Origin of the sequence: Gloeocapsopsis sp. IPPAS B-1203 (assembly GCF_002749975.1) — a bacterium.
GTDB lineage: Bacteria > Cyanobacteriota > Cyanobacteriia > Cyanobacteriales > Chroococcidiopsidaceae > Gloeocapsopsis.
Genome location: NZ_PEIG01000002.1, coordinates 207,401 through 230,151, shown reverse-complemented (window position 1 = coordinate 230,151; position 22,751 = coordinate 207,401). Strand labels below are relative to the sequence as shown.

Sequence of the window (22,751 nt, the reverse complement as noted above, 5' to 3'; positions counted from 1 at the left end):
GTTGCTGATTTATGGCACAAGTTAGCTAATCTACATATAACGAATATTATTAAAGTATTAGGCTCATAATTCAACTCATCCGCATATATTTTGCGAGTCATGAGTAGTTCCACTGAGGTGGATTGCGCAAGTAAAATTTTTACATGGAACCGGATTTATCATCATCACGCCAGCCGCGTCGCACTTGGATTCCTTATTTTGTCTTGGTAGTAACCTTGTTACTCACTGCAATTGCGACTTTTTACGTTGCACTGACAGCGAGAACGAAAGATCAGTTACGTTTTGACAATGCAGTTGAGTTTACCAAAGATGATATTAAAAATAGTTTAGATACTTATATTTCACTGCTAAGGGGTGGAAGCGGTTTATTTGCAGCCAGCGATCAAGTCACTCGCGAGGATTTTCGTGCTTATGTACAACAGTTAGAGTTACGCGATCGCTATCCAGGAATTCAAGGTATCGGTTTTTCTCTTAAAACGACATCTGATCAGAATGCCCTCATTACTCAACTGCGTCAACAAGGAATACAAATTAACATTCGCCCCAAATACCCGCGTAGCGAGTATCACTCAATTATTTACCTCGAACCGTTAGATCAAAGAAACGAAGCGGCTATTGGGTTTGATATGTTTACTGAAAAAGTCCGTCGTGCAGCAATGGAACGGGCGCGTGACACTGGTACTGCAGCCGCATCAGGCAAAGTAACTCTTGTACAAGAAATTGATAACTATAAACAAGCAGGCTTTCTCATTTACTTTCCTATATATAGAAATGGTTCTAAATTGGAAACAGTGGCGCAAAGGCAAACCGCATTAGAGGGATTTGTTTATAGTCCTTTTCGTGTAGAAGACTTGCTGCGCGATGTGATTAGCGAAGAGCAACACTCTTATGTAGACTTTCAAGTCTATGATGGAACCAAAATTATTCCTCAAAATTTGCTGCATAGCTCGAATGACAACAACGATAACTATCGATCGCGCTTAACAACAACGACAACTATTAATATTGCTGGGCGAACCTGGAGTTTGGTGTTCAGTACACGCCCTGAGTTTGCTAGTGCTTCAGAAGCAGGGTTAGTACCATATATTTTCTGTGGGGGAGTCGCGGTTAGTATGGTGCTATTCGGACTAACGCGATCGCAAGCCCGCGCTAAAGTTGCAGCTGAAACAGCTGTTGCTCAAATGCACCAATCGCAAGCAGCACTGCGGACGAGTGAATCGCGTTTTCGCTGTTTAATAGAGGCTAACATTATTGGCATTATTACTGCTGATTTAGACGGCAAAATTATCGAAGCAAATGACGCCTTTTTAAATATGGTGGGATACCAACGCGATCAACTGCAAGAACTTCGCTGGGATACATTGACACCGCCTGAATATCATCATTTAGATCAGCACGCAAGTCAAGAAATTAGGACGCTGGGAGCTTGTCATCCGTTTGAAAAAGAATATATTCGTAAAGATGGCAGTCGTATTCCTGTTTTACTAGGTGGTGCAACAGTCGAAGGCGCTCAAAATATTTGTATTGCTTTTGTGTTGGATTTAACAGAGCGTAAGCACTTAGAAGATACTTTACGACATCAAACTGAAGAACTTGCAGAAGCTAACCGCTTGAAAGATGACTTTTTAGCTGTTGTATCACACGAACTCCGCACGCCTTTAAATGCCATCCTCGGCTGGGTACAATTGTTACGTAGTCGCCGGATGGATGAAGCAAAGGCTGATAAAGCCTTAGAAGTGATTGAGCGCAATGCCAAAGTGCAAACACAACTTATTGAAGATTTATTAGATACTTCTCGCTTAATGCGTGGTCAATTATACTTACAGATGTGCCCTGTAGACATGGCAGAAGCGATTGCTGAGGCAATTGACTCTGTACAACCAGCTGCCGCAGCTAAGAACATTCAGATTAACAGCGCGATCGCTGCTGCGATTGGCATAGTTTGGGGCGATCGCGATCGCTTACGACAAATTATCTGGAATTTACTATCAAATGCAGTCAAATTTACTCCTGATGGTGGTCAAGTAGAAGTCAAACTGAATTGCATCGATCAGTTTCTTGAAATTCAAGTCAGCGACACAGGAATTGGCATTAGCCCTGAGTTTTTGCCCTATGTCTTTGATCGCTTCCGACAAGCTGAAAGGGCGACGACTCGCTCTAGCAGTGGCTTAGGGCTAGGACTCGCGATTGTTCGTCAACTGGTAGAATTGCATGGTGGTACTGTTCGTGCTAGTAGTGCTGGATTTGGACGCGGAGCAACTTTCATTGTCAAACTACCTTTGTGGAATAGCCCTCAAAAAAAAGTCATCACAGAAGATCTGTTAGCGCCTAAGCAAACACGAAGGAGAATAATACATTGACTATTCGTATTATTCAGCACTGACAATAACATATACAGTGCAGTACTTGGGGTGCATCGCAACCATAGTCACTTTTTTGCGCAATTGCTAATTCTTGAACTATAGAAATGTGGAAAAAATATACTGGCTGGAGCAAATTCATTCGGAACACACTTTAGTAGGCGTTCAAGCGTTACAACTTAGCCAGTTACTACAACGTGGCTATCCAGTCAAACCAGGTTTTGTGGTGACTCAGGTAGGGCGAGAATTTTCAGATCGTCTTTTCAGTTCATCTGAAATGACTGAACTGTTTGATACTTATTTTCACCTTGATGTTGATGATTGGCAGCAATTGCAGCAGGTAGCACAAAAATTACGTCAAGCAATTCAAAAATTCTCAGTAACTGATCTGAGTGAGGCGATCGCAGTAGCGGCGAATAGTTGGCACGTACCAGTACTAATTTTTTATCCTGAAGTTTTGTTGCCAGAAGACACACTACAAAATCAGCAAAACGTGTTGCTAGCGCAAGTCAGTAGTAATAATTCAGAAGCAATCGCCCAAAAATTGCTGCAAATGTGGAGTCAACTATTCAGTGCTAAAAATTTATTCTATTGGCGGCATCTTGGTATTGAATTACGGCAACTTGATATTGCTGTTCTCGTGCAACCATTGCATAATGCGCTCGCATCAGGCGTATTAAAGTGTCAAGTTACTCAGTTAGAAATTCAAGCAACTTATGGTTTAGGGCTAGCAATTACTCGTGGAGAAGTTATTCCCGACTCTTATCTAGTCGGTGATGGCACAGTGCGATCGCAATTGGGTCATAAAACAATTGCTTATGGTATTGCTGACTTACCATTACCTGCACAATTCACACATCTTATCCCTTTTGCTCATCAAGATGAATTGCAAGTCTATTTACTCAACAAACAACAATATGCGCTGCAAGAGCAGGAATTACAACAACTCATTCGTCTTGGGCAAGAATCAAGCACAACACATGCAGCAATAGCTTACGAGTGGGCATTTGAGTTCAGAGATACCGATACTCCACAGTTGGTCATTACACAATGCCACAATGTTCCAATTGGAACTCAATCACCTTCTCCCTCATTGCTACAAGGGCTAGCAGCAGCACCAGGGCACTTGATCGCACCTGCCTATGTTGTCAGCAATCTTGAACAAAAACCGTCATACTTGCCCCCAGGAGTGATTATTGTCGCCACCACAATCTCACCTGATTGGTTGCCTTTATTACAACACGCTGCTGGCTTTGTGACTGAACGCGGAGGTTTAACTTCGCATAGTGCTATTTTGGCAAGAGAGCTTGGAATTCCAGCAGTCGTGAGTGTATCTCATGCCACTGAGATAATTCAAACCAATGACTTGATTGATTTAGATGGAAGGCGCGGTGAAATTCGTTTAGGACAGTCTGGCAACAAGCCCGATCAAGCATTTTCTCAACCAATCAATCCAACACTGCATACCTCTCATATTCCTACAGTGCCTATTGCAACTCAAATCCTCGTCAACTTCAGTCAGCCGCATTTGTTAGATAAAGTGCCAAATCTACCAGTTGATGGCTTGGGTTTATTACGTTCTGAGATGATGCTACTGAACATGCTAGAGAAAGAACATTTACAAGCATGGTTGCCACAGCATAAACAACAATTACTCGAACGTTGGCAAGGATGCATTTCTCAATTTGTCAAAGCGTTTGCTCCTAAACCTGTTTTTTATCGTTCGCTCGATTGGCGATCGCCAGAGTTTCAATTACTGTCTAATTCTGTGTTTGGTCGCAATCGTATTTTGAGCTATTTGCAAGATCCAACACTATTTGATTTGGAACTCACCGTTTTAGCGGCTGTACGCCAATCCGGTTACGATAACGTTCACTTAATTTTGCCATTTATCCGTACTGTTGAGGAATTTGTCTTTTGTCGTCAGCGCGTTGAGCAAGTTGGATTAACTCAATCTCCACATTTTCAGCTATGGATTATGGCAGAAGTCCCATCAGTGTTGTTTTTGCTTCCGGAATATGTTAAAGCTGGCGTCCAAGGGGTTTCCATTGGTACAAATGATTTAACTCAGTTACTACTTGGAGTTGATCGCGACTTGGGATTAACAACTGTATTTAATGCTCGCCATCCAGTTGTGATGCAGGCGATCGCCCAAATTATTCTCCAAGCAAAACAAGCACGCATTCCTTGCTCTATCTGTGGTCAAGCACCTGTACTGTATCCCGAAATCATTGACTCTTTGGTACGTTGGGGCATTACTGCCATTTCTGTAGAAGCAGACGCTGTTGAACAAACGTATCATGCGATCGCCCGCGCCGAACAACGCTTGCTATTAGAACACGCTCGTCACCAATTACAACCAGAAAATAGCAAGTTTGCTACAGAAAATATAGGGGAAAATCTGAAATATTAGAAAAGTAGATTGTTCTGTACATTGCTAGCTCCTTGATAGGTTCTCAGCTAAAAGCTGTGTGTTTTTCTCTATACTAATCAGATTTACTACACTTAAATCTCTCTTAAGGATGGTGCAAAAAATATTGATTGGAGTTTTTTTTGATGTAGCTGTTCTAGGGAAATTTCATGAAGGATTCGGTAAAGTTACCAACAGGTTAATATGCAATTCTCAGTATCACTCAGTTGTCTTTATGAAGAATATGTAAAGAATACTGGAAAGTTGCCACTTTTGTGACTTACCTTCATAAAATTTATGTGAAGTGTAACCTGAAATACACACTATTTTGGTTCATTTCTGATAAGAAAAGTCATGCTTAAACTGTTGTGTAGTACTCATTAACAATAAAAAACCACCGTGCAAATTTACTCAGAGGCGTTAAACCGAGGTAATATGTTTACTAAAATTAACTAAAAAGTCTGATTTCTGCCGAATAAAGACATATAAGTCTTCTAAATGTGTAGTTTCGTTATGTATGTGCAACATAAAAGTTAATTAGGTTGTGGAACTTATTTTTAAAGACCAAGTCCAAGTTCCGGTAAACGTCGCCCAGCAAATCTGCTTTATTGCACATCTTTCTCAAAGTATATTGAATAAGTTTGTAAAAAAATGTACCTTGTAGTGATTGCAATTCCGAATTATTACTGGGGAAACCGCAAAGTATGATTAAGTTCTTGTGTAATGGCGACAACAAATTTTCCTAAGTTCTAGGGTGGAGATGCAGCTAATGACGTCTACGACTTCCTTATCACTGAATAAATTAGATTTACGCGCTCCCGTATTCACTAGACTAAGGCGCGGCACAGGTGTTAGGTGGTTACGTGTAATAACATTGATGTCGCTCGATGTCACTATGTTGTATACAGCGTGGCATCTAGCGGAAAAGCTTGGCACCCCAGCAGATTCACCCTGGAGTACAGCATACAATCCGTTTTATATCTTGCCGATCCTCGCAACTGAAGTTGGTTTAATTGCAGCAAAAAAATTATATGATGCAAGGCAAGAGCGGCGCGACTACTTTAATCTTGTCAAAGCATTAACAATCTCACACTTACTGCTACTGTTGGTTGCATTTTTCTACCAGCCTGGTGGTATTGTTTCTCGTTCTACGTTCATTTTGTCGTGGGCATTGAGCGTATCACTGACGTTTATTGCTCGCTTTACATTTGATAGCACAGTTGAGTATGTCCGCAAGCAAGGTGCTGTTTGCTATCGAACGTTTATCATTTCTCGACCAGAAGACAAAGAGAAGGCAAATCGACTTATCGCCAGAGAAAATTGCTACAAAATCTTGGGATGGGCGGATGTAGGTGCTTTGGTAGCAGACAAAGAGAACTTAGATGCAACAATCGAGCAGATTTGTAGTCTAGGAGTCTCGGAAGTCTTTGTTTGCTCGTGGGCATCGATCAAAAGCCGAATGTTTCTCTACTGGAAACTACGTAATGCAGGCATTACCCTACATATTTTGCCCATAGATGTTGATTTAGAAGGAATTCAAAGAAACTTAGAACTCAAGATGGTGGGAGGATTGCCAGCACTTAAGCTATCTCCACCATTAATTACTGGTAGTGACTTTTTAATGAAGCGTTGCTTCGACTTTGTCTGTGCAACTAGCTTTGTTTTACTAGCATCACCGCTTTACCTTTTGATTGCGTTACTGATTAAAATAGATTCTCCTGGTCCCATCTTCTACAAGCAGACTCGCATTGGTCTACATGGTAAACCATTCAAGGTTTGGAAGTTCCGGACGATGGTTGTCAATGCAGACAAGTTGCAAAAGGAACTTGAAGCAAGAAATGAAAACAAAGATGGAATTCTTTTCAAGATTAAAGACGATCCTCGGATTACTAGTGTTGGTAAGTTTCTCCGTCGTTACAGCTTAGATGAGTTACCACAACTGTTTAATGTGATGTTTGGCGAAATGAGCTTAGTTGGTCCTCGTCCTTTACCAGTGCGAGATGTTGAGAAGTTTTCAGAACACCACTTTATTCGCCAAGAAGTTCTACCAGGAATTTCAGGATTATGGCAAGTTTCTGGAAGGTCAGATATTACTGACTTTGAACAAGTGATTCGCTTAGATGTCACTTACATGGAAAACTGGTCTTTGTGGTTAGATATGCAAATCTTGCTGCAAACTGTGATGGTGATTGTCGGTAAGAAAGGTGCTTATTAAATAAATTCACCTTGGATCGAGTTCTTAGCTAGCTAATACAGCTAGCTTTTTTATTGAACACACTCTACTTTAGGAAAGTGATGGTAGTGATTTGAGTGGCTCACCTTCTACTTTTTCTAGTACAGGTAGCCTGACGGTGAAAGTTGCACCTTGTCCTTCCCCAGCACTACTGACAGCTACCGTACCGTGATGTAGTTCTACTAAATGACGCACGATTCCTAATCCTAAGCCAAGTCCACCGTGGCTGCGCGTTGTAGTGCTATCTCCTTGGCGAAAGGTATCGAATACGTAAGGAAGAAACTCAGGGTTAATTCCAATTCCAGTGTCTCGGACATGAATTTGAGTATAGGCGGCATCAACACTTTCCAGACGAACCTCAACGATGCCTCGTTCAGGAGTAAATTTAATGGCATTTGTGAGTAAATTCCAGATCACTTGTTGCAAACGTTCTGGATCGGCACAGACAAACTTTGGTGTATCAAAACAAGCCTCAAGTTGAATTGCTTTTGCTTCAGCCGCTGGACGTACTGCGTTGATTGCTGCTTCAATAATTGGGATTAAATTGACTGGACAAAGATGCAAGCGGAGTTTACCTTGAATAATTCGGGAAATATCAAGGATGTCTTCGATCAACTGAGCTTGTGATTTGGCATTGCGTTCGATGGTCTCTAGAGCTTTAGCAACAGTTTTTTCATCAAATTTGCGCGTACGTAAAAGACCTGCCCAGCCTAAGATAGAGTTTAGCGGAGTGCGGAGTTCGTGTGATAGCACAGCTAAAAATTCATCTTTCATCCGGTTAGCACTTTCCGCTTCAGCACGTGCAGCTTGCTCGTAGATGAGTTTACTGCGTTCGGCTTCAGCTTGCTTGCGATCGCTAATGTCTTCTAAAGTCCCGACATAACCAATCACTTCACCTTTGTCACAAAGCATCGGTGATGAGCGTAAATGTACCCAACGTAAAGTATCCTGAGTTTGGATGCGCAACTCGTTTGCGTATTCTTGTCCAGCATGAAAACACGCTAACCATTCAGCAAGTACACGATCGCGTTCTTCAGGATGAATAATTTGCCACCAATTTTGAGTGATTTGTTCTAAAGTACATCCACAAATGACTTGACAGCGCGAGTTCATATACGTACAGCGTGCTGAGGTATCCAACAAAAAAATGCCTACTGGAGAACTTGCACTTAAACGCCGAAAACGTTCTTCACTTTTTTTAAGTTCTGCAGCTTGCTGTTCAATTTGTGCAGTTTTTTGGTACAGTTCAACAAATACTGAAACTTTAGAAGTTAAGATTTCTGGTTGAATTGGTTTAAATAAATAATCTACTGCTCCTAGCGAATAACCCCGCATTTGTAGCGTGTCGCTAGTGCTAAATGCTGTCAGGAAAATAATTGGCGTAGAGTGCGATCGCGCCCTTTGGCGAATGAGTGTAGCAGTCTCAAAACCGTCCATATCTGGCATTTGGACATCTAATAAAATCACTGCAAAATCTTGATTCAACAGGCAACGCAGTGCTTCCATCCCTGAATGGGCTTTGACAAGATTTTGCCCCAATCCCTCTAAAATAGCCTCTAGTGCCAAGAGATTCTCTGGATGGTCGTCTACCATAAGAATATTAACTTTCGGTTCCGATGGCATTGCTTCACCTTGAGTAGTCAGTTTGGGACTTTGGGGTTTTGTTGTCGTATACCCTAGAAAAGTTACTAAATTCTCACTCAACAATGATCTTTTTTTAGCAAATGATGACCTGAATTGCTACTAACTAATTTTTTGATAAAGTCGCTCTCGGCCCGCTAATTGTTTATAGTATCTTTCTTGGTGACTCAAATTGAGCGATTCTTGATTTCCCAATCCGAGAATACCAAATAAGCATAAGCTATCATACAGAAGTTGGTGGACTTGCTGTTGTAGCGATTGATTAAAGTAGATCAGCACATTACGGCACAAAATTGCATTAAATTCGTTGAAAGAGCGATCGCATATTAAGTTGTGTTGGGAAAAGACAATGTTCTCTTTGAGAAATGCACGCAGAATTGCATGATCGTACGCTGCAGTATAATACTCTGAAAATGACTGTTTACCTCCTGCTTGTAAATAAGACTGGGTGTATTCTTGCATCAGTCTCAAAGGGAAGATTCCTGCTTGGGCATTTCTTAATACAGTTTCATTAATGTCGGTTGCATAAATACGACAGCGGTGATAAAGATTTTCTTCGTAAAGTAAAATTGCTAGCGAATACACTTCTTCCCCAGTTGAACATCCCGCACACCAAACGCGAATAAAAGGATAAGTTCTTAGTAAAGGGATAACTTTGTGTCTAAAAGTGAGATAGAACTGAGGATCTCTAAACATTGCAGTGACATTGACTGTCATGTAGTTCAGAAATTGTTCTAGAAAAGTACGATCGTGTAAAACTTTTTCTTGCAGTGCTGAAACAGTTGCTAACTGCTCCAAATATAAAATATTCTGAATGCGACGCTTGATAGCAACAGGGGCATAACGACGAAAATCAAAACCATAGTAATGAAAAATCCCCTCTAGCAGTAGCCGAATTTCAATGTCTTCCAGTTCATTCATGGAGCTAATAGCTTCATTGATACAGCCAAACCCGCATTAGCGATAGCAGTTGTTCGATATCAACAGGCTTGGTAATGTAATCTGAAGCACCTGCGGCGATACATTTTTCGCGATCGCCTACCATAGCTTTAGCAGTAAGAGCAATAATTGGTAGAGATTGGAACTGATCTTTTGCCCGAATCGCCTGCATTGTCTCGTAACCGTTCATTTCTGGCATCATCACATCCATCAAGACAATATCAATTGGTGTTTGTTCTAACAAAGCAATTCCTGCTTTACCATTTTCTGCAAATAAAACTTGCATCTGATAGCGTTCTAGTACGCTTGTTAATGCGAAAATATTGCGGACATCATCATCGACAATGAGAACGTGTTTTCCCGTCAGGAGGCGATCGCTTTGAGTCGGTGGTTCATGGCGTTGCGGTGTCGGTAAATTTGCTTGCACGCGGTGCAAAAACAAAGCGGTTTCATCTAATAGCCGTTCTAGTGATACTCCCAGTTGCACGCTTCCTTGTTGTCGATCTTTAATGACTATTGCTTGTGCAATACGTTTCAGTTCAGTTTCTTCTTGGGGTGTTAGTTCTTGACCAGTGTAAATAATAATGGGAAGTTCGTTGCTATACTGCTGTTTAATCACTTGAATTAGCTCAAACCCGCTCATATCAGGTAGCCCCAAATCAAGGATCAGACAATCAAAGTGATGCTGTTGAAGAGCAACTAATGCTTCTGCTCCTGTACCCACAGCAGTTACTTTAACACCTTTGTTCTCAATCAACTCGATCACATTTTGACGTTGCGCAGCATTGTCTTCGACGATCAGCAATTTTTTCACTTGATGCGCTGCAATTTCTTTAATGTCAGCGAGAACTTTTGCCAAGGCTTGACTATTAACAGGCTTTTGCACATAAGCGATCGCCCCAGGAGACAAACTATAAGTAAAGTACTCTCTGCCAGAAATTGTATGTACAGGAACGTTTTTGGTTTGAGGATGTTGCTGTAAACGCTCTAGTAAGGCACTACTGTCAAGATCGGGTAAGTTGATATCAACCATAATGCCATTTGGCTGAAACTGCTGTGCTAGTAGTAACCCATCATTTGAATTTTGTGCCAAGAGAACTTTAAACCCGTGTTGTTGTACCATATCGAGTAACACCCGAGCAAAGTTAAGATCGTCTTCCACGATTAATAGCGTGCGATCGCCTTGTTGAATTGCGTTGCGATCGTCTTGGAGAAAGGGACGAGGAGCGGGGGATGAGGAGCGAGGGAATAATTCCTCATTGCGTTTATCTTCTTGTCTTTCCCTAGCCTCTGAACCGTAGCTCTGCGCCAGCGCCCTCTGATCTCTGATTCCCGTATCATTGAGCGGTAGATAAAGCGTAAACGTACTGCCTTCTCCTAAACGGCTAACAAGCTGAATGTCTCCTCCTAAAAGTCGGGCAATTTCGCGACTAATGGATAAACCTAATCCAGTACCGCCGTATTTACGATTTGTTGTTCCATCTGCTTGTTGAAAAGCCGCAAAAATCAACTTGTGCTTATCTTGAGCAATACCAATTCCGGTATCTTCTACTGCAAAAGCTATTACTGTATCTGCACGATTCAAAGATTCTTGTTTGAGATCCCATCCTTGAGTTGCAATATCAATTTTAAAGCGAACTTGTCCCTGTTCAGTAAATTTGAAAGCGTTTGCTAAGAGATTTTTCAAAACTTGCTGTAAACGTTTACCATCGGTATAAATAACATCTGGTAATCTGTCGCGAGCAAACTCAACGCTAAACTCAAGCCCTTTATCTTGAGCAACTTGCTCAAAAGTTCGCTCAATATTAACACGTATATCTGTTAATGTGAGGGGATTAATATCAACTGACATCGTTCCCGATTCAATTTTGGCAAGATCGAGAATGTCATTAATTAATCCAAGTAAGTCTTTTCCTGAAGCATAAATTGTCCGGCTGTATTCAACTTGCTTATCAGTTAAGTTGCCTGCCGTATTATCTGCCAGTAATTTAGCTAAAATTAACAAACTATTAAGGGGTGTTCGCAACTCATGCGACATATTCGCGAGAAACTGCGACTTGTATTGCGAAATTTGCTCTAATTCGGTAGCTTTTGCCTCTAATGACTGTCTTGCTTGGTCAACCTCTTGATTTTTTCGCTCTACTTCCTGATTTCGTGCTGAGAGTAACTCAGATCTTTCCTCAAGTTCTTCATTGAGTTGCTGTAATTCTTCGTTTGTCTGCTGTAACTCTTGTTGCTGCTGTTCAAGACGATAATTGCTGTTGCGCAGTTCTTCTTGCTGGGCTTGGAGTTCTGTTGTTAAAGCCTGCGATCGCTGTAGTAATTGTTGCGTGCGCGTGTCAGAGGCGATCGTGTTGAGGACAATTGCCAAGTTATCACTCGCTTGCTCTAGAAACGTCAACTGAAGTTCACTCAACTGTTGTAAGGAAGCTAATTCAATAACAGCAGTAATTTTGGAATTAAATACAATAGGTAAAACAATAACAGATTGAGGAGTTGCTTCTCCTAATCCCGAACTAATCCGAATATAGTTACTTGGTACTTCAGTTAGTAATATTTTTTGCTGTGTTAAAGCACATTGTCCAACTAAACCTTCACCTAATTGAAATTGTTGTGGTGTTTGTTCTTGATGTGCATAGCTACTTAAAAGTCTCAGTACTGGTTTTTCATCACTAGCATCCATAATATAAAAAACGCCGTGTTGAGCATTTACTGATGGAGCTAATTCGGCTAAAACAGATTCAGCAACTTTCTCTATGTCTCTTTGCCCTTGAAGCATGACAGCAAACTTTGCTAAGTTTGATTTTAACCATGCTTGCTCATTGTTTTTTAACGTTGTTATTCGTAGACTCGCAATCATCTGATTAAATGCACGAGTTAATACACCAACTTCATCTTGACGATTTTGTTCTGGTACGCTGACAAATAAATCTCCTGCTGCTAGTTTTGTTGCAACCACAGAAACTTCAGCTAGAGGTTGCGAGATATTTTTACTCAGAAAATAAGCAATTAAAATTAGTGTGCCAAAAGCTAGAGGAATACCAAAGAGGATAGTATAAATTGTTTGTTGAGTTGCGGCTTGGGCAAGTTGCGATCGCTGTTGTAATAATTCACGTTCTTCTACCTCCATATCGGCTAATATTAACCGAATGCGATCCATCAAATCTTTGCCTTCATTGGTAAGGACAACCTGTAATGCTGCATCAAAACCTTGCGTTTCTCGTAGAGCTAGTGTTTGTTGAATAAGTGCTATTCGTCGATTAACTAATGGTTCTAAAGAGGCAATTCTACTTTGTTGACTTGGATTATCCGAGGTGAGTTGACGCAAGTCATTGATGTTTTTTTCTATGACTGTAATTGCCGAGTTGTATGGTTCAAGATAGCGTTGATCTCCCGTAAGCAGATAGCCTCGTTGTCCAGTTTCAGCATCTTTAATTCTTGACTTGAGGTCTTCTAACTCTGTAATAACTTGATAACTATGATTTTCTTGGCGCGCACTGTCAATTAGCTGTGTTGTATTGCGGTAAGAAACTAAACCAATTGTACTCAGCATTGTCAATGCTAAAGCAAAACTTGCACCAATTTTTGTTCCAATTCTTAAGTTACTCAACATTCCTCGCAATTCATTCGCACAAAATCAATAACTGTTGCCAGTCCCTTATGAGTTTTTAAGTTAGTAAAAACAAAAGGTTTATGACCTCGCATTCGCTTAGCATCTCGTTCCATGACCTCAAGATCAGCCCCAACAAAAGGTGCTAAATCAATTTTATTAATCACTAATAAATCTGACTTGGTAATTCCTGGACCACCTTTACGAGGAATTTTATCACCAGCAGCAACATCAATGACGTATATAGTTAAATCAACTAATTCAGGGCTAAAGGTAGCTGCTAAATTATCGCCACCACTCTCTAGAAAAACTAAATCAAGATTGCTAAATCGCTGTTCTAATTGTTCAATTGCTGCTAAATTCATCGAGGCATCTTCTCGAATTGCGGTATGGGGACATCCGCCAGTTTCTACACCCAAAATGCGATCGCCACTCAGCGCCTGAGAACGCACCAAATATTGTGCATCTTCTTGCGTATAAATATCATTCGTCACCACCGCAAGATGATATTGTTGCCGCATCGCTTTACACAATGCATCAACTAAAGCTGTTTTCCCCGATCCGACAGGGCCTGCAACACCAACTCGAAACGCACTCATAATTAGCAATTAGCAGTTACAAAGAACTCGCCCACTATTCTAAACCTTATATTTTATGGTTATACTAGGTTCTGCTTAAGCCACTTAATAACCTCTTGAGCATTTTTGTCAGGTGGAAAAACTGGATAAAACACTTTGGCTATTTTTCCCTCGTCTGCAATTAATGTTAACCGCTTGATCAGCCGCTTACCATCTACCTCAAATGTCGGTAATTGCAAAGATGTAGTAAACTCAAATGCTGCATCACTGAGAAGCTCAAAAGGTAAATGAAGCCGTTCAACAGCTTCCTGCTGGTAGGAGGTATCTTGAGTGCTTATACCGTAAACTTCAACGCCAAGCTCTTGAAGTTCGGCATAATGATCGCGAAAAGCACAAGATTGAGGCGTGCAGCCCCGTGCTCCTGGAATTTGATCCCAGCCGTCTGGTATTGGTACGCTAGGTTGACCTGTCATTGGGTAACAGTAAAACACCACCTTGCTTTTGATATTTGACAAATCCAATTTTCTACTGCGCGTGGAAATAAGATTTACTTGAGGTAATCGCATTCCTAGCAAATGATTGCAACCACCATCATATTGTGGAATAGGTAAATCTTGCGGTAATTCAGTGAGATTTTGCATCGACATTTTCCTCTTTAACAATAGGTATCGACGAGTTCAAGTAAATTGGATGATGCACCATAAGCAGATGGATGAGTTGCGCCTCCGACGAGCAAACATGGTAGCCCCGCAGCAACAGCACCGCCTAAATCACGCCTCACTGAATCACCTATTACTAATGCATTGTCAGGGTCAGCTTTCATTTGCTTGAGTGTATTTAAGAAAGCAAGCGGTGATGGTTTGACGATGCCAGAGTCAGATGAAAAAGTAGCTATCTCAAACAAATTTAGTACATCACTGCGATTTAGCTCGTTAATCCATAGCGTTTTCGGTGCCCAGATGTCTGCCACTAATCCTAAACAAAAACGCTGTGCTAGTTTTCTCAATGCTTCCGAATACAAGGCGGGCACGCTTCCAAGTTCGTGATAACTAAAAGTTTGAATGAGGATTTCTAACTCGTCATCAGTTGTAATTCGTCCTGAAACTGCAAGCAACGCATCTCGAAGACTGGGAAATGACTCTCGATAATTCGCGTCAGGATAGCGTTTATCTAAATAAGTGTAAGCCGCTTGAATTAACTCATTAACTGTATTTGATTGCAGTGTTCCTCCAAGCCAACGGTACACAATCGAGTAATCCTGTTCTGCGCCAAAACGGTCTGCATCAAACATAAATGTATCGTTCATGTCTAACAGCAGTACCTTAAATTTATTAAGCATTGGCTTTGCAGATTGCCTAAAAGCTAATTTGATTGTGAATTATTAACTAACTGCCATACAGCTAAGCTCTCACCGAGCATATGAACAGTCTAACTACGAAATAATCTTGTGTACAGAGTTTCGTGCGCCATACTCGCCAGCGATAATCCCCAACTACAGCTACACAAGTCATCATCACTCAAGGTCAGAATCTCTGTCGCAGCATTCATGAGATCGGGAAATAAATTTAATATTACTTGTTGCCCTGCTGTTTGTCCTAGCGGAATCAATTTCACCCCAGCAGTCACAAGATTCGTTGTCCAACTGTGTAGATATCCCAAAACAACCGATGACAAGGGTTCTATTTTCCAGGAAGCTGCGGCAATTCCAAACGCGATCGCATAATTACAAGGATTCCCCACAGCATCAGCTAAAGGCGATACTTGCGGTTGCAATTGTAAGAGAAGCTTAATGAGCGATCGCCCCATTTGCCAACTTGAAGATCGCAATTCTTCAGTTTCTCGCGCTGCTGACAGCCAATGATTCCAATAACTTAAAGCTTCTATATCTCCATTTTGCACTGCATGATACGTCCGAACCATCACTGCGGCTTCTAGTCGAATTGCACCATAATGTAATTCTTGTTCTAACCAATGCTGCAAACTTTGCTCATTGCTAATCGTACCCGCATCAACAAGTGCTTCAAGTCCCTCAGAATAACTATAAGCACCCACGGGTAAAGTTGGACTTGCCAGTTGTAAAAGATACAATACACGCTCAATTGTCATATCATCTATCACTCATTGCTAATGATGATGTCCATACGCACCTCTTTCTGGCTGAAATGGTAATATCGCTTCGTGTACCTGCGCTCCAAGTTGTTCTAGCATGGCACGTAAAACTGGATCGGGCGATAATCGCAAATAGTCTTGGGTGACTTCTACAGGGACATGACGATTTCCTAGATGGTATGCGGCTTTAAGCAATACTACTGAAGGTGCTGTAACAACAAGAACAGGTTCAGATTTAGCCACTACCCGCACAACAATACTCGTATCTTCTGCTTGCAGTAAGTCACCGTCGTGAAGTACTGTACCTCTGGGTAAGCGTAGAAATATAATGTCATCTTGAGTTTCAATGCGATAGCGACTTCGAGTTCGTTCTTCCGCAGTAAGTTCTAAGGTCAAACTCACTGCGATCGCAGCATTAGGTGGCTGACGTTGGGTAAGTGCAATCATAAGTTCTTTGTTGACTGTAATCCTACCGCATCGACAATTGAATTGAGTTTGTGTTCTTCTAGTTTGAGGAGTAATCCTTGTAAAATCCGGCGTACCATCAATGGCCCTTCATAAATCCAACCCGTATAAACTTGTACGAGGCTTGCACCTGCAACAATTTTTTCCCAAGCATCTTGGGCAGTAAAAACCCCACCGACGCCAATAATTGGGAGTTGACCTTGTGTTTGTTGGTAGATAAATCGGATAATTTCAGTAGCGCGATCGCGTACTGGTAAGCCACTTATTCCGCCAGCTTCTTCTGTAACAGGTTTTCCTGTTTGTGCCAATATTTTTGTAGTGATGCGATCGCGACTTATTGTTGTGTTTGTCGCAATAATTCCCGCAAGTTTGTATGTTTGGGCAATTTCAATAATGGCGGCGATCGCTTCCCATTCCAGGTCAGGGGCTATTTTGACACAAATTGGCTTAGAAGCTTGATTTTCTTGTTGTAATGCATCCAGAATTGAACTGAGTTCTGCGGTATTTTGCAGCGATCGCAGCCCTGGTGTATTTGGCGAAGAAACATTGACAACAAAGTAATCTCCTAAATCTTTAAGTAAGCGAAAACTTTCTAGATAATCAGAGGCTGCTGCTTCTAGTGGAGTAATTTTTGATTTTCCTAAATTAACTCCAATCGGTATTAAATGAGAAGCACTTTGTAATCTTTTTGCCATCATTGCTGCACCAGAATTATTAAATCCCATCCGATTTAAAGCAGCACTATCTTGTGGTAAACGAAATAAGCGTGGAAGGGGATTTCCTGGTTGCGCGTGAAATGTCACAGTACCAACTTCGGCAAAGCCAAAACCAAAGTTTGTCCATACACTAGCCGCAACACCATCTTTATCAAAACCTGCGGCTAAACCTATAGGATTAGGAAATTGAATTCCCCAAAGTTGTCGTGCTAAGCGTTCATCGCTCAAACACAAGGATTTTTGTAGTAAACGTTGCGTTGATTTCGTTACTGGGTGATGTGGCGAATTCTCTAACCAGCTAAGAGTGGTAATCGTTCTTTGATACAACCATTCTGGATCGCTCTTTAATCCAGTAAATAGTACAGGTCGAATTACGAGTTTGTATAGATCCCACTCGTGTTGTGAATTCAAGTTTAATAGTGCCACGCTCTTGCTACTGTCCAATGTCGATCTGAAGATTGATAAACTTTTACATCACTCAAGTTGGCTTGCTTCATTAAATCATGAACCTCATCCAAAGTAAGTGCGGCATTGAGTGAATCGCGAAAGAGTTTCTTTTGCTGTTCGTCGTATTCTGCACCAATGCTTGCGACCAAAGTCTCCATTATCTCAACATTTGCAGGACGAATCAAATCTCGAATGAATATAGCACCTTGCGGTTGTAGTACTCGTGCTACTTCGTGAAAAAAGAGTAAAGGATCAGGTAAATGATGTACTAAGCTATTAGAAATCACCATCTGAAATTTCCCGTCAGGATAAGGCATTTTTTTAGCATCAACAGTTTCCAGCAAAATCTGTTGTTCTAAGCCAGCGTTTTTGACGTGCCGCATGCCAAGCTGTAACATACTTTTGGCTAAATCAATGCCCCAAATCTGCCATTGAGGACACCGAGAAGCAATCAATATGGGAATTCGTGCTGTACCCGTACCGACATCAAGAACATTTGCCTCAAAGTTAGGTCCTAACTCAATAACACTTTTAGCAAATGCAGTATTAACTTCAGTAAAGTCCATCGCGTCGTACTCTACTGCCTCTTCCCAACTATCCATTACTTCTGGTTCCAGAATTCTTGGTAGTGTCACTTGATTTTCGTTTCGAGATTGTTTGATTGACATATCACTACTAACTTTGAATATTCCAAATTAACTCACCCCTCACCCCTCATCCCTTCTCTGTGTTGCAGTAAATAAGCAAAGGCTTCTTCAGTTTCGACTTGGGGAAATTCAGCATAGAAGCGACTGACACTCATGAATGATTGCGGTGTTTCTAAAACAATCACACTGCCCCATTGTTCGAGCCAAGAAATCAACCCGCGTGGTGCTAATGGGGCACATAATAATATTGCAGCGGGATTTTGGGCTTTTAGAGCTTGGGCGGCAACAGCAATTGTCATTCCTGTCGCAATACCATCATCAACAATAATGGCGATCGCACCTTCAGCATCAACTTTAGGACACGCAGGTGTCAGTTGAGCAAGTTGTTCTTGTGCTTTCGCTGTGGCTTCAGCAAGTGCGCTTTTTCCTAAACGCGAATAAGGAACATAAAATGGCGTTTCTTCAGCCCAAAGCACATTACCATCGGCACTAACAGCACCAATTGCTAATTCAGGATTCTTGGGATGGCTAATTTTTTTGGCAACTAAGATACTTAGCGGACACTGAAGTAATTGTGCTACTGGCAAGCCTACAGGTATGCCGCCGCGTGGCAGGGCATAGACAATTGGTTGGGCATTTATTGTAGATAACGGTGGCTGAGTTAAAGCAAAAGAAATTGCTTGTGCTAACTGTTCGCCAGCATCAATGCGATCGCGAAAAAGAGGAAAATCTGACATGAGTGCGCCTAACACCATAAAGCGCGACAGTCTTCATTCTATGATGACTGATTTTAGTTCAATGTAGCTACTTTTAGACTGAACACACTAGAGTAGAATTGAGGGGCAACCAGGATGCTACGCAAGCGCAATGCATTTCATTTAAACTGACGCTATTTCAATCATGACTAGCAGCGAAGAGCAACTTAGTCTTTTTCAAGATACTACTGATTCAGAAGCATCGGCACTAGCACAGCCTGAATTAATTCCAACAGACGCTAAAATTCCGATTCCTCCTGGCACATATTCCGCAATGACAGAAATCGCACAGCATTGTAACGAGTGTCATCGGTGCGGACTTGGCGAAACTCGTACTCATGCTGTAGTCGGACGCGGGAATTTGCAAGCACCGATTATGATCATTGGCGAAGCCCCAGGGCAAAATGAAGATGAAACTGGATTACCCTTTGTCGGTAAAGCTGGGCAACTCCTTGATAAAATTTTGGCTTCGGTAAACCTGGATACAGATAGTGATATTTATATCTGTAATGTCATCAAGTGCCGTCCACCAAACAATCGCGTTCCTACTACTGATGAAATTAACGCGTGTAAACCTTATCTTCTAGAGCAAATTCGTTTGGTTAATCCAAAAGTTATTTTGTTTACTGGTGCAACCGCACTCAAAAGTTTGACAGGAGAAAAACGCGGAATTACAAAAATTCGAGGCAACTGGATTGAGTGGGAAGGACGTTTATGTATGCCTATTCTTCATCCAGCATATTTGTTGCGTAACCCTTCTCGCGAACGCGGTAGTCCAAAATGGTTGATGTGGCAAGATATTCAAGCAGTACGCACTAAATTAGATGAGATGCTACATTAGATCTTTTTTGTAAAGCAGGGATACCTTATTTCATCTCGGGTAATAGGTAATGGGTAACGGGTAATTGATGCTCAATATTGTTTACAATCACCAATTACCATTGACCAGTTACCAGTTACCAGCTTTTATTTACGTTTATTTTCACCTATTTACTGGCAAATTAGTTTGACAATCACGTAACCATGTCCGAATTCCTTGAGCAATAATGCCATTACTGCTATTCCTAGGAGGTGTTACAGGTCGTTGAGAAGGATATGAACCTGTGCGGGAAAACATCATTGCGAGTCGCCAACCACCTTCTGCGCGAGTAAAAAACAGCCAGTGAAATTGTTGTAGTTCGACGGGTTTCCCATCGATATATTGTCGTTCGAGTGTTGTAATAAAGACTTGTTGCGGCTGTTGTGCGGTTACTGTTTCCGGATCAGGAGTATATTCGCCAGGACCAAGTGTTAATGGTACAAACTCAGGGCGTCCCGCAATAAGCACATAGGTATAAATATCAACGATCGCATCGCGACGACGAGTGCGTTGGCTAACTCGATTCGCATAGCCTGGTAAAGCTGGTAAAAGTTGTGAAGTTAATATTTCCACATCTTCGGTTTGACACTGCGGCGATCGCTGAACAAATCTCACAGATTGTTGGAGATATGTACTATAGGCTGGCTTTGTCTTTGTAAGTTCTAGGCTGAAGCTATAAGCAAGCAAGTATGTACAAATTGAGATTTGTAGCCTTCTTACTGCTATCATGACGCTGCTAACTCGTCACAAATACGCATCCAAGCAAGTTTTGGCTCTTTAGCCGCAGTAATTGGACGTCCAATAACAAGGTAATCGGCTCCAGCTTTTAACGCTTGTGCTGGAGTTAGCGATCGCTTTTGATCTCCCCCTTCTGCCCAAAGGGGTCGTACCCCAGGGCAAACTAGTAGTAAGTCGTCACCACACGTTTGACGTAACTGTGCTACTTCTTGAGGAGAACAAACAGCACCATCTACCCCCGCTTCTTGAGCCAACAGCGCCATTTGTAACGCATACTCAGGTAACTCTAGAGGAATCTTTAAATCAAACGCAAGTTGTCGCGCTGAGATACTTGTCAGGAGTGTAATCGCCAGCATTTTGGGAGGTACAACACCTGCTGATGCCGCACCTTCTTGCACTGCTTGCTGCGCTGCTGCGATCGCTTCTTTTCCTGCTGCAGCATGAATTGTTAGTAAATCAACTCCATAACGCCCTACTGCCCGACACGCACCTGCCATTGTGTTCGGAATATCATGAAACTTTAGATCCAAAAAAATTCGCTTTTGTTGGTTTTTGAGTATTTTTAAGATGCCTGGACCACTACTGGCAAAAAGTTCTAAACCAACTTTCCAGAAAGTCACTTCTGGTAATCTTTCAAGCAATGCGATCGCTTCAGCTTCGCTAGCGACATCTAAAGGCACAATAATGTGTTCTGGAGACATAAAACTAGGGGTCAGAGGTTAGAGGTCGGGGGTCAGGGGAGCAGCGGGCAGGCGGGTGGTAGGGTAGTTGGGTGGTAGGGAAAAATAGCAATTAAATCTTTCAATCTCTACAACTACGCCAACACTCCTACACGCCCACACTCCTACTCCTTCACTAACTACTAGCCACTCAATTTAATCATGGTATAAGCCGCGCAAACTTATTTTTGCCAACTTGAAGAACTTTATCGTACAGTTGTTCGGGTTTTTCAAAAGCTAAGTCAAGTTGTGTAATGCGATCGCCATCTATTCTTACTGCACCGCCTTGAATTTGCCTGCGGGCATCGGAACTACTTTTACACAATTTACTTGCACTCAGAATATAAAACAACTTAGCCGGAAACTCTACCTGTGATAAAGAAAATTCTGGGACAGTGGATGTATCAGTTGTTGCTCCTTGAATCAGCGACATTGCGGTTTGTTGGGCTTTAGCTGCGGCTTCTTGACCGTGATATTGAGAGACAATATTTAGTGCTAGAAGTTTTTGGCGATCGCGAGGATTTTCTGGTAGGCGATCCAAAGGTAAATCCGTCAACAACTCGAAGTATTGTTCCAGGAGACGATCAGGAGTTTTTTCTAATTTGGAATACATTGTCAGTGGATCTTCAGATAAGCCGACATAATTTCCCAGCGATTTAGACATCTTCTGTACCCCGTCAGTTCCGATCAATATCGGCATCAGTACGCCGAACTGTGGAGGAAAGCCAAAATGACGCTGTAAATCTCGACCTACTGCAATATTAAACTTTTGATCTGTACCACCTAATTCCACATCAGCTTCTACCGCAACAGAATCATATCCCTGCATAATTGGGTATAAAAACTCATGCAAGTAAATCGGGTTCTCTTGGGTATAACGTTCAGCAAAGCCTTCTTTTGCTAACATTTGCCCGACAGTCATTGTGGCGAGTAACTCTAAAATTTTTGCTAAATCCAACTTTGAGAGCCACTCGGAGTTGTAGCGAACTTCTAACCTACCTGGCGTGTCAAAATCTAAGATAGGACGTAACTGCTCCAAGTATGTTTTGGCATTTTGTGCCACCATTTCTTCATTCAACTGGCGACGAACTTCTGATTTACCTGTTGGATCGCCGATTCTTGCAGTAAAATCGCCAATAATAAGTACCGCCGTATGCCCCGCATCTTGAAAAGCTCTCAGTTTTCTATAAGGAATGCTATGACCCAAATGGATATCGGGACTTGTAGGATCGATGCCCAATTTAACACGCAAAGGTCGATGCGTGTTTGCCAAGCGTTTTTCAAGGTTTTCTGGCGAATTATCAGCAACTTGGTCAGGAAAAATCTCGCTGACACCACGACGTAGCCACGTAAATTTTACTACACTATCAGTTGTTGATTGTACTTTGGTTTCTCCTGGGCTTTGCGTCATACTAGGAACTTGATAGCTCAACTGGTCTTCATATAATTGATTCGTTATCACACTTTGTTCTCATTAGCTCAGGTGTCAGATTACTATAATTGCAAAAATTAGTTGTCTTTACAT

General features: G+C 41.7%; 18 protein-coding genes. 4 read left to right on the top strand and 14 right to left on the bottom strand.

Annotation, left to right across the window (positions count from 1 at the left end):
• The first annotated feature begins 143 nt into the window (after positions 1-143).
• The 3 genes from CSQ79_RS04405 (at position 144) to CSQ79_RS04395 (ending at position 6,985) form a co-directional block, all read left to right on the top strand.
• Positions 144-2,360 carry a CHASE domain-containing sensor histidine kinase gene (locus CSQ79_RS04405; RefSeq protein ID WP_099699982.1) on the top strand — a complete coding sequence of 739 codons (2,217 nt, stop codon included), beginning with the start codon at positions 144-146 and terminating at the stop codon, positions 2,358-2,360.
• A gap of 109 nt (positions 2,361-2,469) precedes the next feature.
• Entirely contained in the window at positions 2,470-4,773 is a 2,304-nt protein-coding gene (locus CSQ79_RS04400; RefSeq protein ID WP_099699981.1) for a putative PEP-binding protein, read from the top strand.
• A gap of 766 nt (positions 4,774-5,539) precedes the next feature.
• Positions 5,540-6,985, top strand: coding sequence for a sugar transferase (locus CSQ79_RS04395; protein ID WP_099699980.1), 1,446 nt, complete (start codon positions 5,540-5,542; stop codon positions 6,983-6,985).
• Positions 6,986-7,054: 69 nt separating this feature from the next.
• On the opposite strand, the gene CSQ79_RS04390 is transcribed toward CSQ79_RS04395, so the two are convergent.
• From CSQ79_RS04390 to CSQ79_RS04340, 11 genes are all read right to left on the bottom strand, one after another.
• Entirely contained in the window at positions 7,055-8,626 is a 1,572-nt protein-coding gene (locus tag CSQ79_RS04390; protein WP_099700289.1) for a sensor histidine kinase, read from the bottom strand.
• Positions 8,627-8,746: 120 nt separating this feature from the next.
• A complete protein-coding gene (locus tag CSQ79_RS04385; protein WP_099699979.1) occupies positions 8,747-9,565 on the bottom strand; it encodes a CheR family methyltransferase in 819 nt (272 codons plus the stop codon).
• A 13-nt stretch (positions 9,566-9,578) separates the two neighbouring features.
• Positions 9,579-13,196, bottom strand: coding sequence for a response regulator (locus CSQ79_RS04380; RefSeq protein ID WP_099699978.1), 3,618 nt, complete (start codon positions 13,194-13,196; stop codon positions 9,579-9,581).
• Positions 13,190-13,792: an urease accessory protein UreG gene (gene ureG, locus CSQ79_RS04375; RefSeq protein WP_099699977.1), complete on the bottom strand. Its 603-nt coding sequence runs from the start codon at positions 13,790-13,792 to the stop codon at positions 13,190-13,192. The genes CSQ79_RS04380 and ureG overlap by 7 nt, the downstream gene beginning before the upstream one ends.
• 59 nt (positions 13,793-13,851) lie before the next feature.
• Entirely contained in the window at positions 13,852-14,412 is a 561-nt protein-coding gene (locus CSQ79_RS04370; protein ID WP_099699976.1) for a peroxiredoxin, read from the bottom strand.
• Positions 14,413-14,426: 14 nt separating this feature from the next.
• The gene (locus CSQ79_RS04365; RefSeq protein ID WP_289500525.1) at positions 14,427-15,077 is read right to left on the bottom strand and encodes an HAD family hydrolase; all 651 of its coding nucleotides are present in this window, start codon (positions 15,075-15,077) and stop codon (positions 14,427-14,429) included.
• Positions 15,078-15,199: 122 nt separating this feature from the next.
• A complete protein-coding gene (locus tag CSQ79_RS04360) occupies positions 15,200-15,877 on the bottom strand; it encodes an urease accessory protein UreF (RefSeq protein WP_099699974.1) in 678 nt (225 codons plus the stop codon).
• Between the two features lie 18 nt (positions 15,878-15,895).
• Positions 15,896-16,327 carry an urease accessory protein UreE gene (ureE, locus tag CSQ79_RS04355; protein WP_099699973.1) on the bottom strand — a complete coding sequence of 144 codons (432 nt, stop codon included), beginning with the start codon at positions 16,325-16,327 and terminating at the stop codon, positions 15,896-15,898.
• Positions 16,324-17,487 carry a quinone-dependent dihydroorotate dehydrogenase gene (locus CSQ79_RS04350; RefSeq protein ID WP_289500524.1) on the bottom strand — a complete coding sequence of 388 codons (1,164 nt, stop codon included), beginning with the start codon at positions 17,485-17,487 and terminating at the stop codon, positions 16,324-16,326. Before CSQ79_RS04350 ends, ureE begins: the two co-directional genes overlap by 4 nt.
• Positions 17,475-18,176 (bottom strand): class I SAM-dependent methyltransferase, encoded by a 702-nt coding sequence (locus CSQ79_RS04345; protein ID WP_099699972.1) that lies wholly within the window; start codon positions 18,174-18,176, stop codon positions 17,475-17,477. Before CSQ79_RS04345 ends, CSQ79_RS04350 begins: the two co-directional genes overlap by 13 nt.
• Before the next feature lie 32 nt (positions 18,177-18,208).
• Positions 18,209-18,892 carry a phosphoribosyltransferase gene (locus CSQ79_RS04340; RefSeq protein WP_289500522.1) on the bottom strand — a complete coding sequence of 228 codons (684 nt, stop codon included), beginning with the start codon at positions 18,890-18,892 and terminating at the stop codon, positions 18,209-18,211.
• A 163-nt stretch (positions 18,893-19,055) separates the two neighbouring features.
• On the opposite strand from CSQ79_RS04340, the gene CSQ79_RS04335 reads away from it, so the two are divergent.
• On the top strand, positions 19,056-19,751 hold the full coding sequence (locus CSQ79_RS04335) for a uracil-DNA glycosylase (protein WP_099699970.1): 696 nt from the start codon (positions 19,056-19,058) through the stop codon (positions 19,749-19,751).
• A 141-nt stretch (positions 19,752-19,892) separates the two neighbouring features.
• Here the strand turns inward: CSQ79_RS04335 and CSQ79_RS04330 are convergent, their stop codons facing one another.
• From CSQ79_RS04330 to tyrS, 3 genes are all read right to left on the bottom strand, one after another.
• Positions 19,893-20,498: a hypothetical protein gene (locus CSQ79_RS04330; RefSeq protein WP_099699969.1), complete on the bottom strand. Its 606-nt coding sequence runs from the start codon at positions 20,496-20,498 to the stop codon at positions 19,893-19,895.
• Positions 20,495-21,208 (bottom strand): orotidine-5'-phosphate decarboxylase, encoded by a 714-nt coding sequence (pyrF, locus tag CSQ79_RS04325; protein ID WP_099699968.1) that lies wholly within the window; start codon positions 21,206-21,208, stop codon positions 20,495-20,497. Before pyrF ends, CSQ79_RS04330 begins: the two co-directional genes overlap by 4 nt.
• Positions 21,209-21,386: 178 nt before the next feature.
• Positions 21,387-22,637: a tyrosine--tRNA ligase gene (tyrS, locus tag CSQ79_RS04320; protein ID WP_099700287.1), complete on the bottom strand. Its 1,251-nt coding sequence runs from the start codon at positions 22,635-22,637 to the stop codon at positions 21,387-21,389.
• Positions 22,638-22,751: the final 114 nt, after the last annotated feature.

Excerpts from the sequence above, each read along its gene's own strand:
- CSQ79_RS04405 (WP_099699982.1), top strand. The coding sequence starts at position 144 with ATGGAACCGGATTTATCATCATCACGCCAGCCGCGTCGCACTTGGATT.
- CSQ79_RS04395 (WP_099699980.1), top strand. The coding sequence starts at position 5,540 with ATGACGTCTACGACTTCCTTATCACTGAATAAATTAGATTTACGCGCT.
- CSQ79_RS04390 (WP_099700289.1), bottom strand. The coding sequence starts at position 8,626 with ATGCCATCGGAACCGAAAGTTAATATTCTTATGGTAGACGACCATCCA.
- CSQ79_RS04385 (WP_099699979.1), bottom strand. The coding sequence starts at position 9,565 with ATGAATGAACTGGAAGACATTGAAATTCGGCTACTGCTAGAGGGGATT.
- CSQ79_RS04380 (WP_099699978.1), bottom strand. The coding sequence starts at position 13,196 with ATGTTGAGTAACTTAAGAATTGGAACAAAAATTGGTGCAAGTTTTGCT.
- ureG (WP_099699977.1), bottom strand. The coding sequence starts at position 13,792 with ATGAGTGCGTTTCGAGTTGGTGTTGCAGGCCCTGTCGGATCGGGGAAA.
- CSQ79_RS04370 (WP_099699976.1), bottom strand. The coding sequence starts at position 14,412 with ATGCAAAATCTCACTGAATTACCGCAAGATTTACCTATTCCACAATAT.
- CSQ79_RS04365 (WP_289500525.1), bottom strand. The coding sequence starts at position 15,077 with ATGAACGATACATTTATGTTTGATGCAGACCGTTTTGGCGCAGAACAG.
- CSQ79_RS04360 (WP_099699974.1), bottom strand. The coding sequence starts at position 15,877 with ATGACAATTGAGCGTGTATTGTATCTTTTACAACTGGCAAGTCCAACT.
- ureE (WP_099699973.1), bottom strand. The coding sequence starts at position 16,327 with ATGATTGCACTTACCCAACGTCAGCCACCTAATGCTGCGATCGCAGTG.
- CSQ79_RS04345 (WP_099699972.1), bottom strand. The coding sequence starts at position 18,176 with ATGTCAATCAAACAATCTCGAAACGAAAATCAAGTGACACTACCAAGA.
- CSQ79_RS04340 (WP_289500522.1), bottom strand. The coding sequence starts at position 18,892 with ATGTCAGATTTTCCTCTTTTTCGCGATCGCATTGATGCTGGCGAACAG.
- CSQ79_RS04335 (WP_099699970.1), top strand. The coding sequence starts at position 19,056 with ATGACTAGCAGCGAAGAGCAACTTAGTCTTTTTCAAGATACTACTGAT.
- CSQ79_RS04330 (WP_099699969.1), bottom strand. The coding sequence starts at position 20,498 with ATGATAGCAGTAAGAAGGCTACAAATCTCAATTTGTACATACTTGCTT.
- pyrF (WP_099699968.1), bottom strand. The coding sequence starts at position 21,208 with ATGTCTCCAGAACACATTATTGTGCCTTTAGATGTCGCTAGCGAAGCT.
- tyrS (WP_099700287.1), bottom strand. The coding sequence starts at position 22,637 with ATGACGCAAAGCCCAGGAGAAACCAAAGTACAATCAACAACTGATAGT.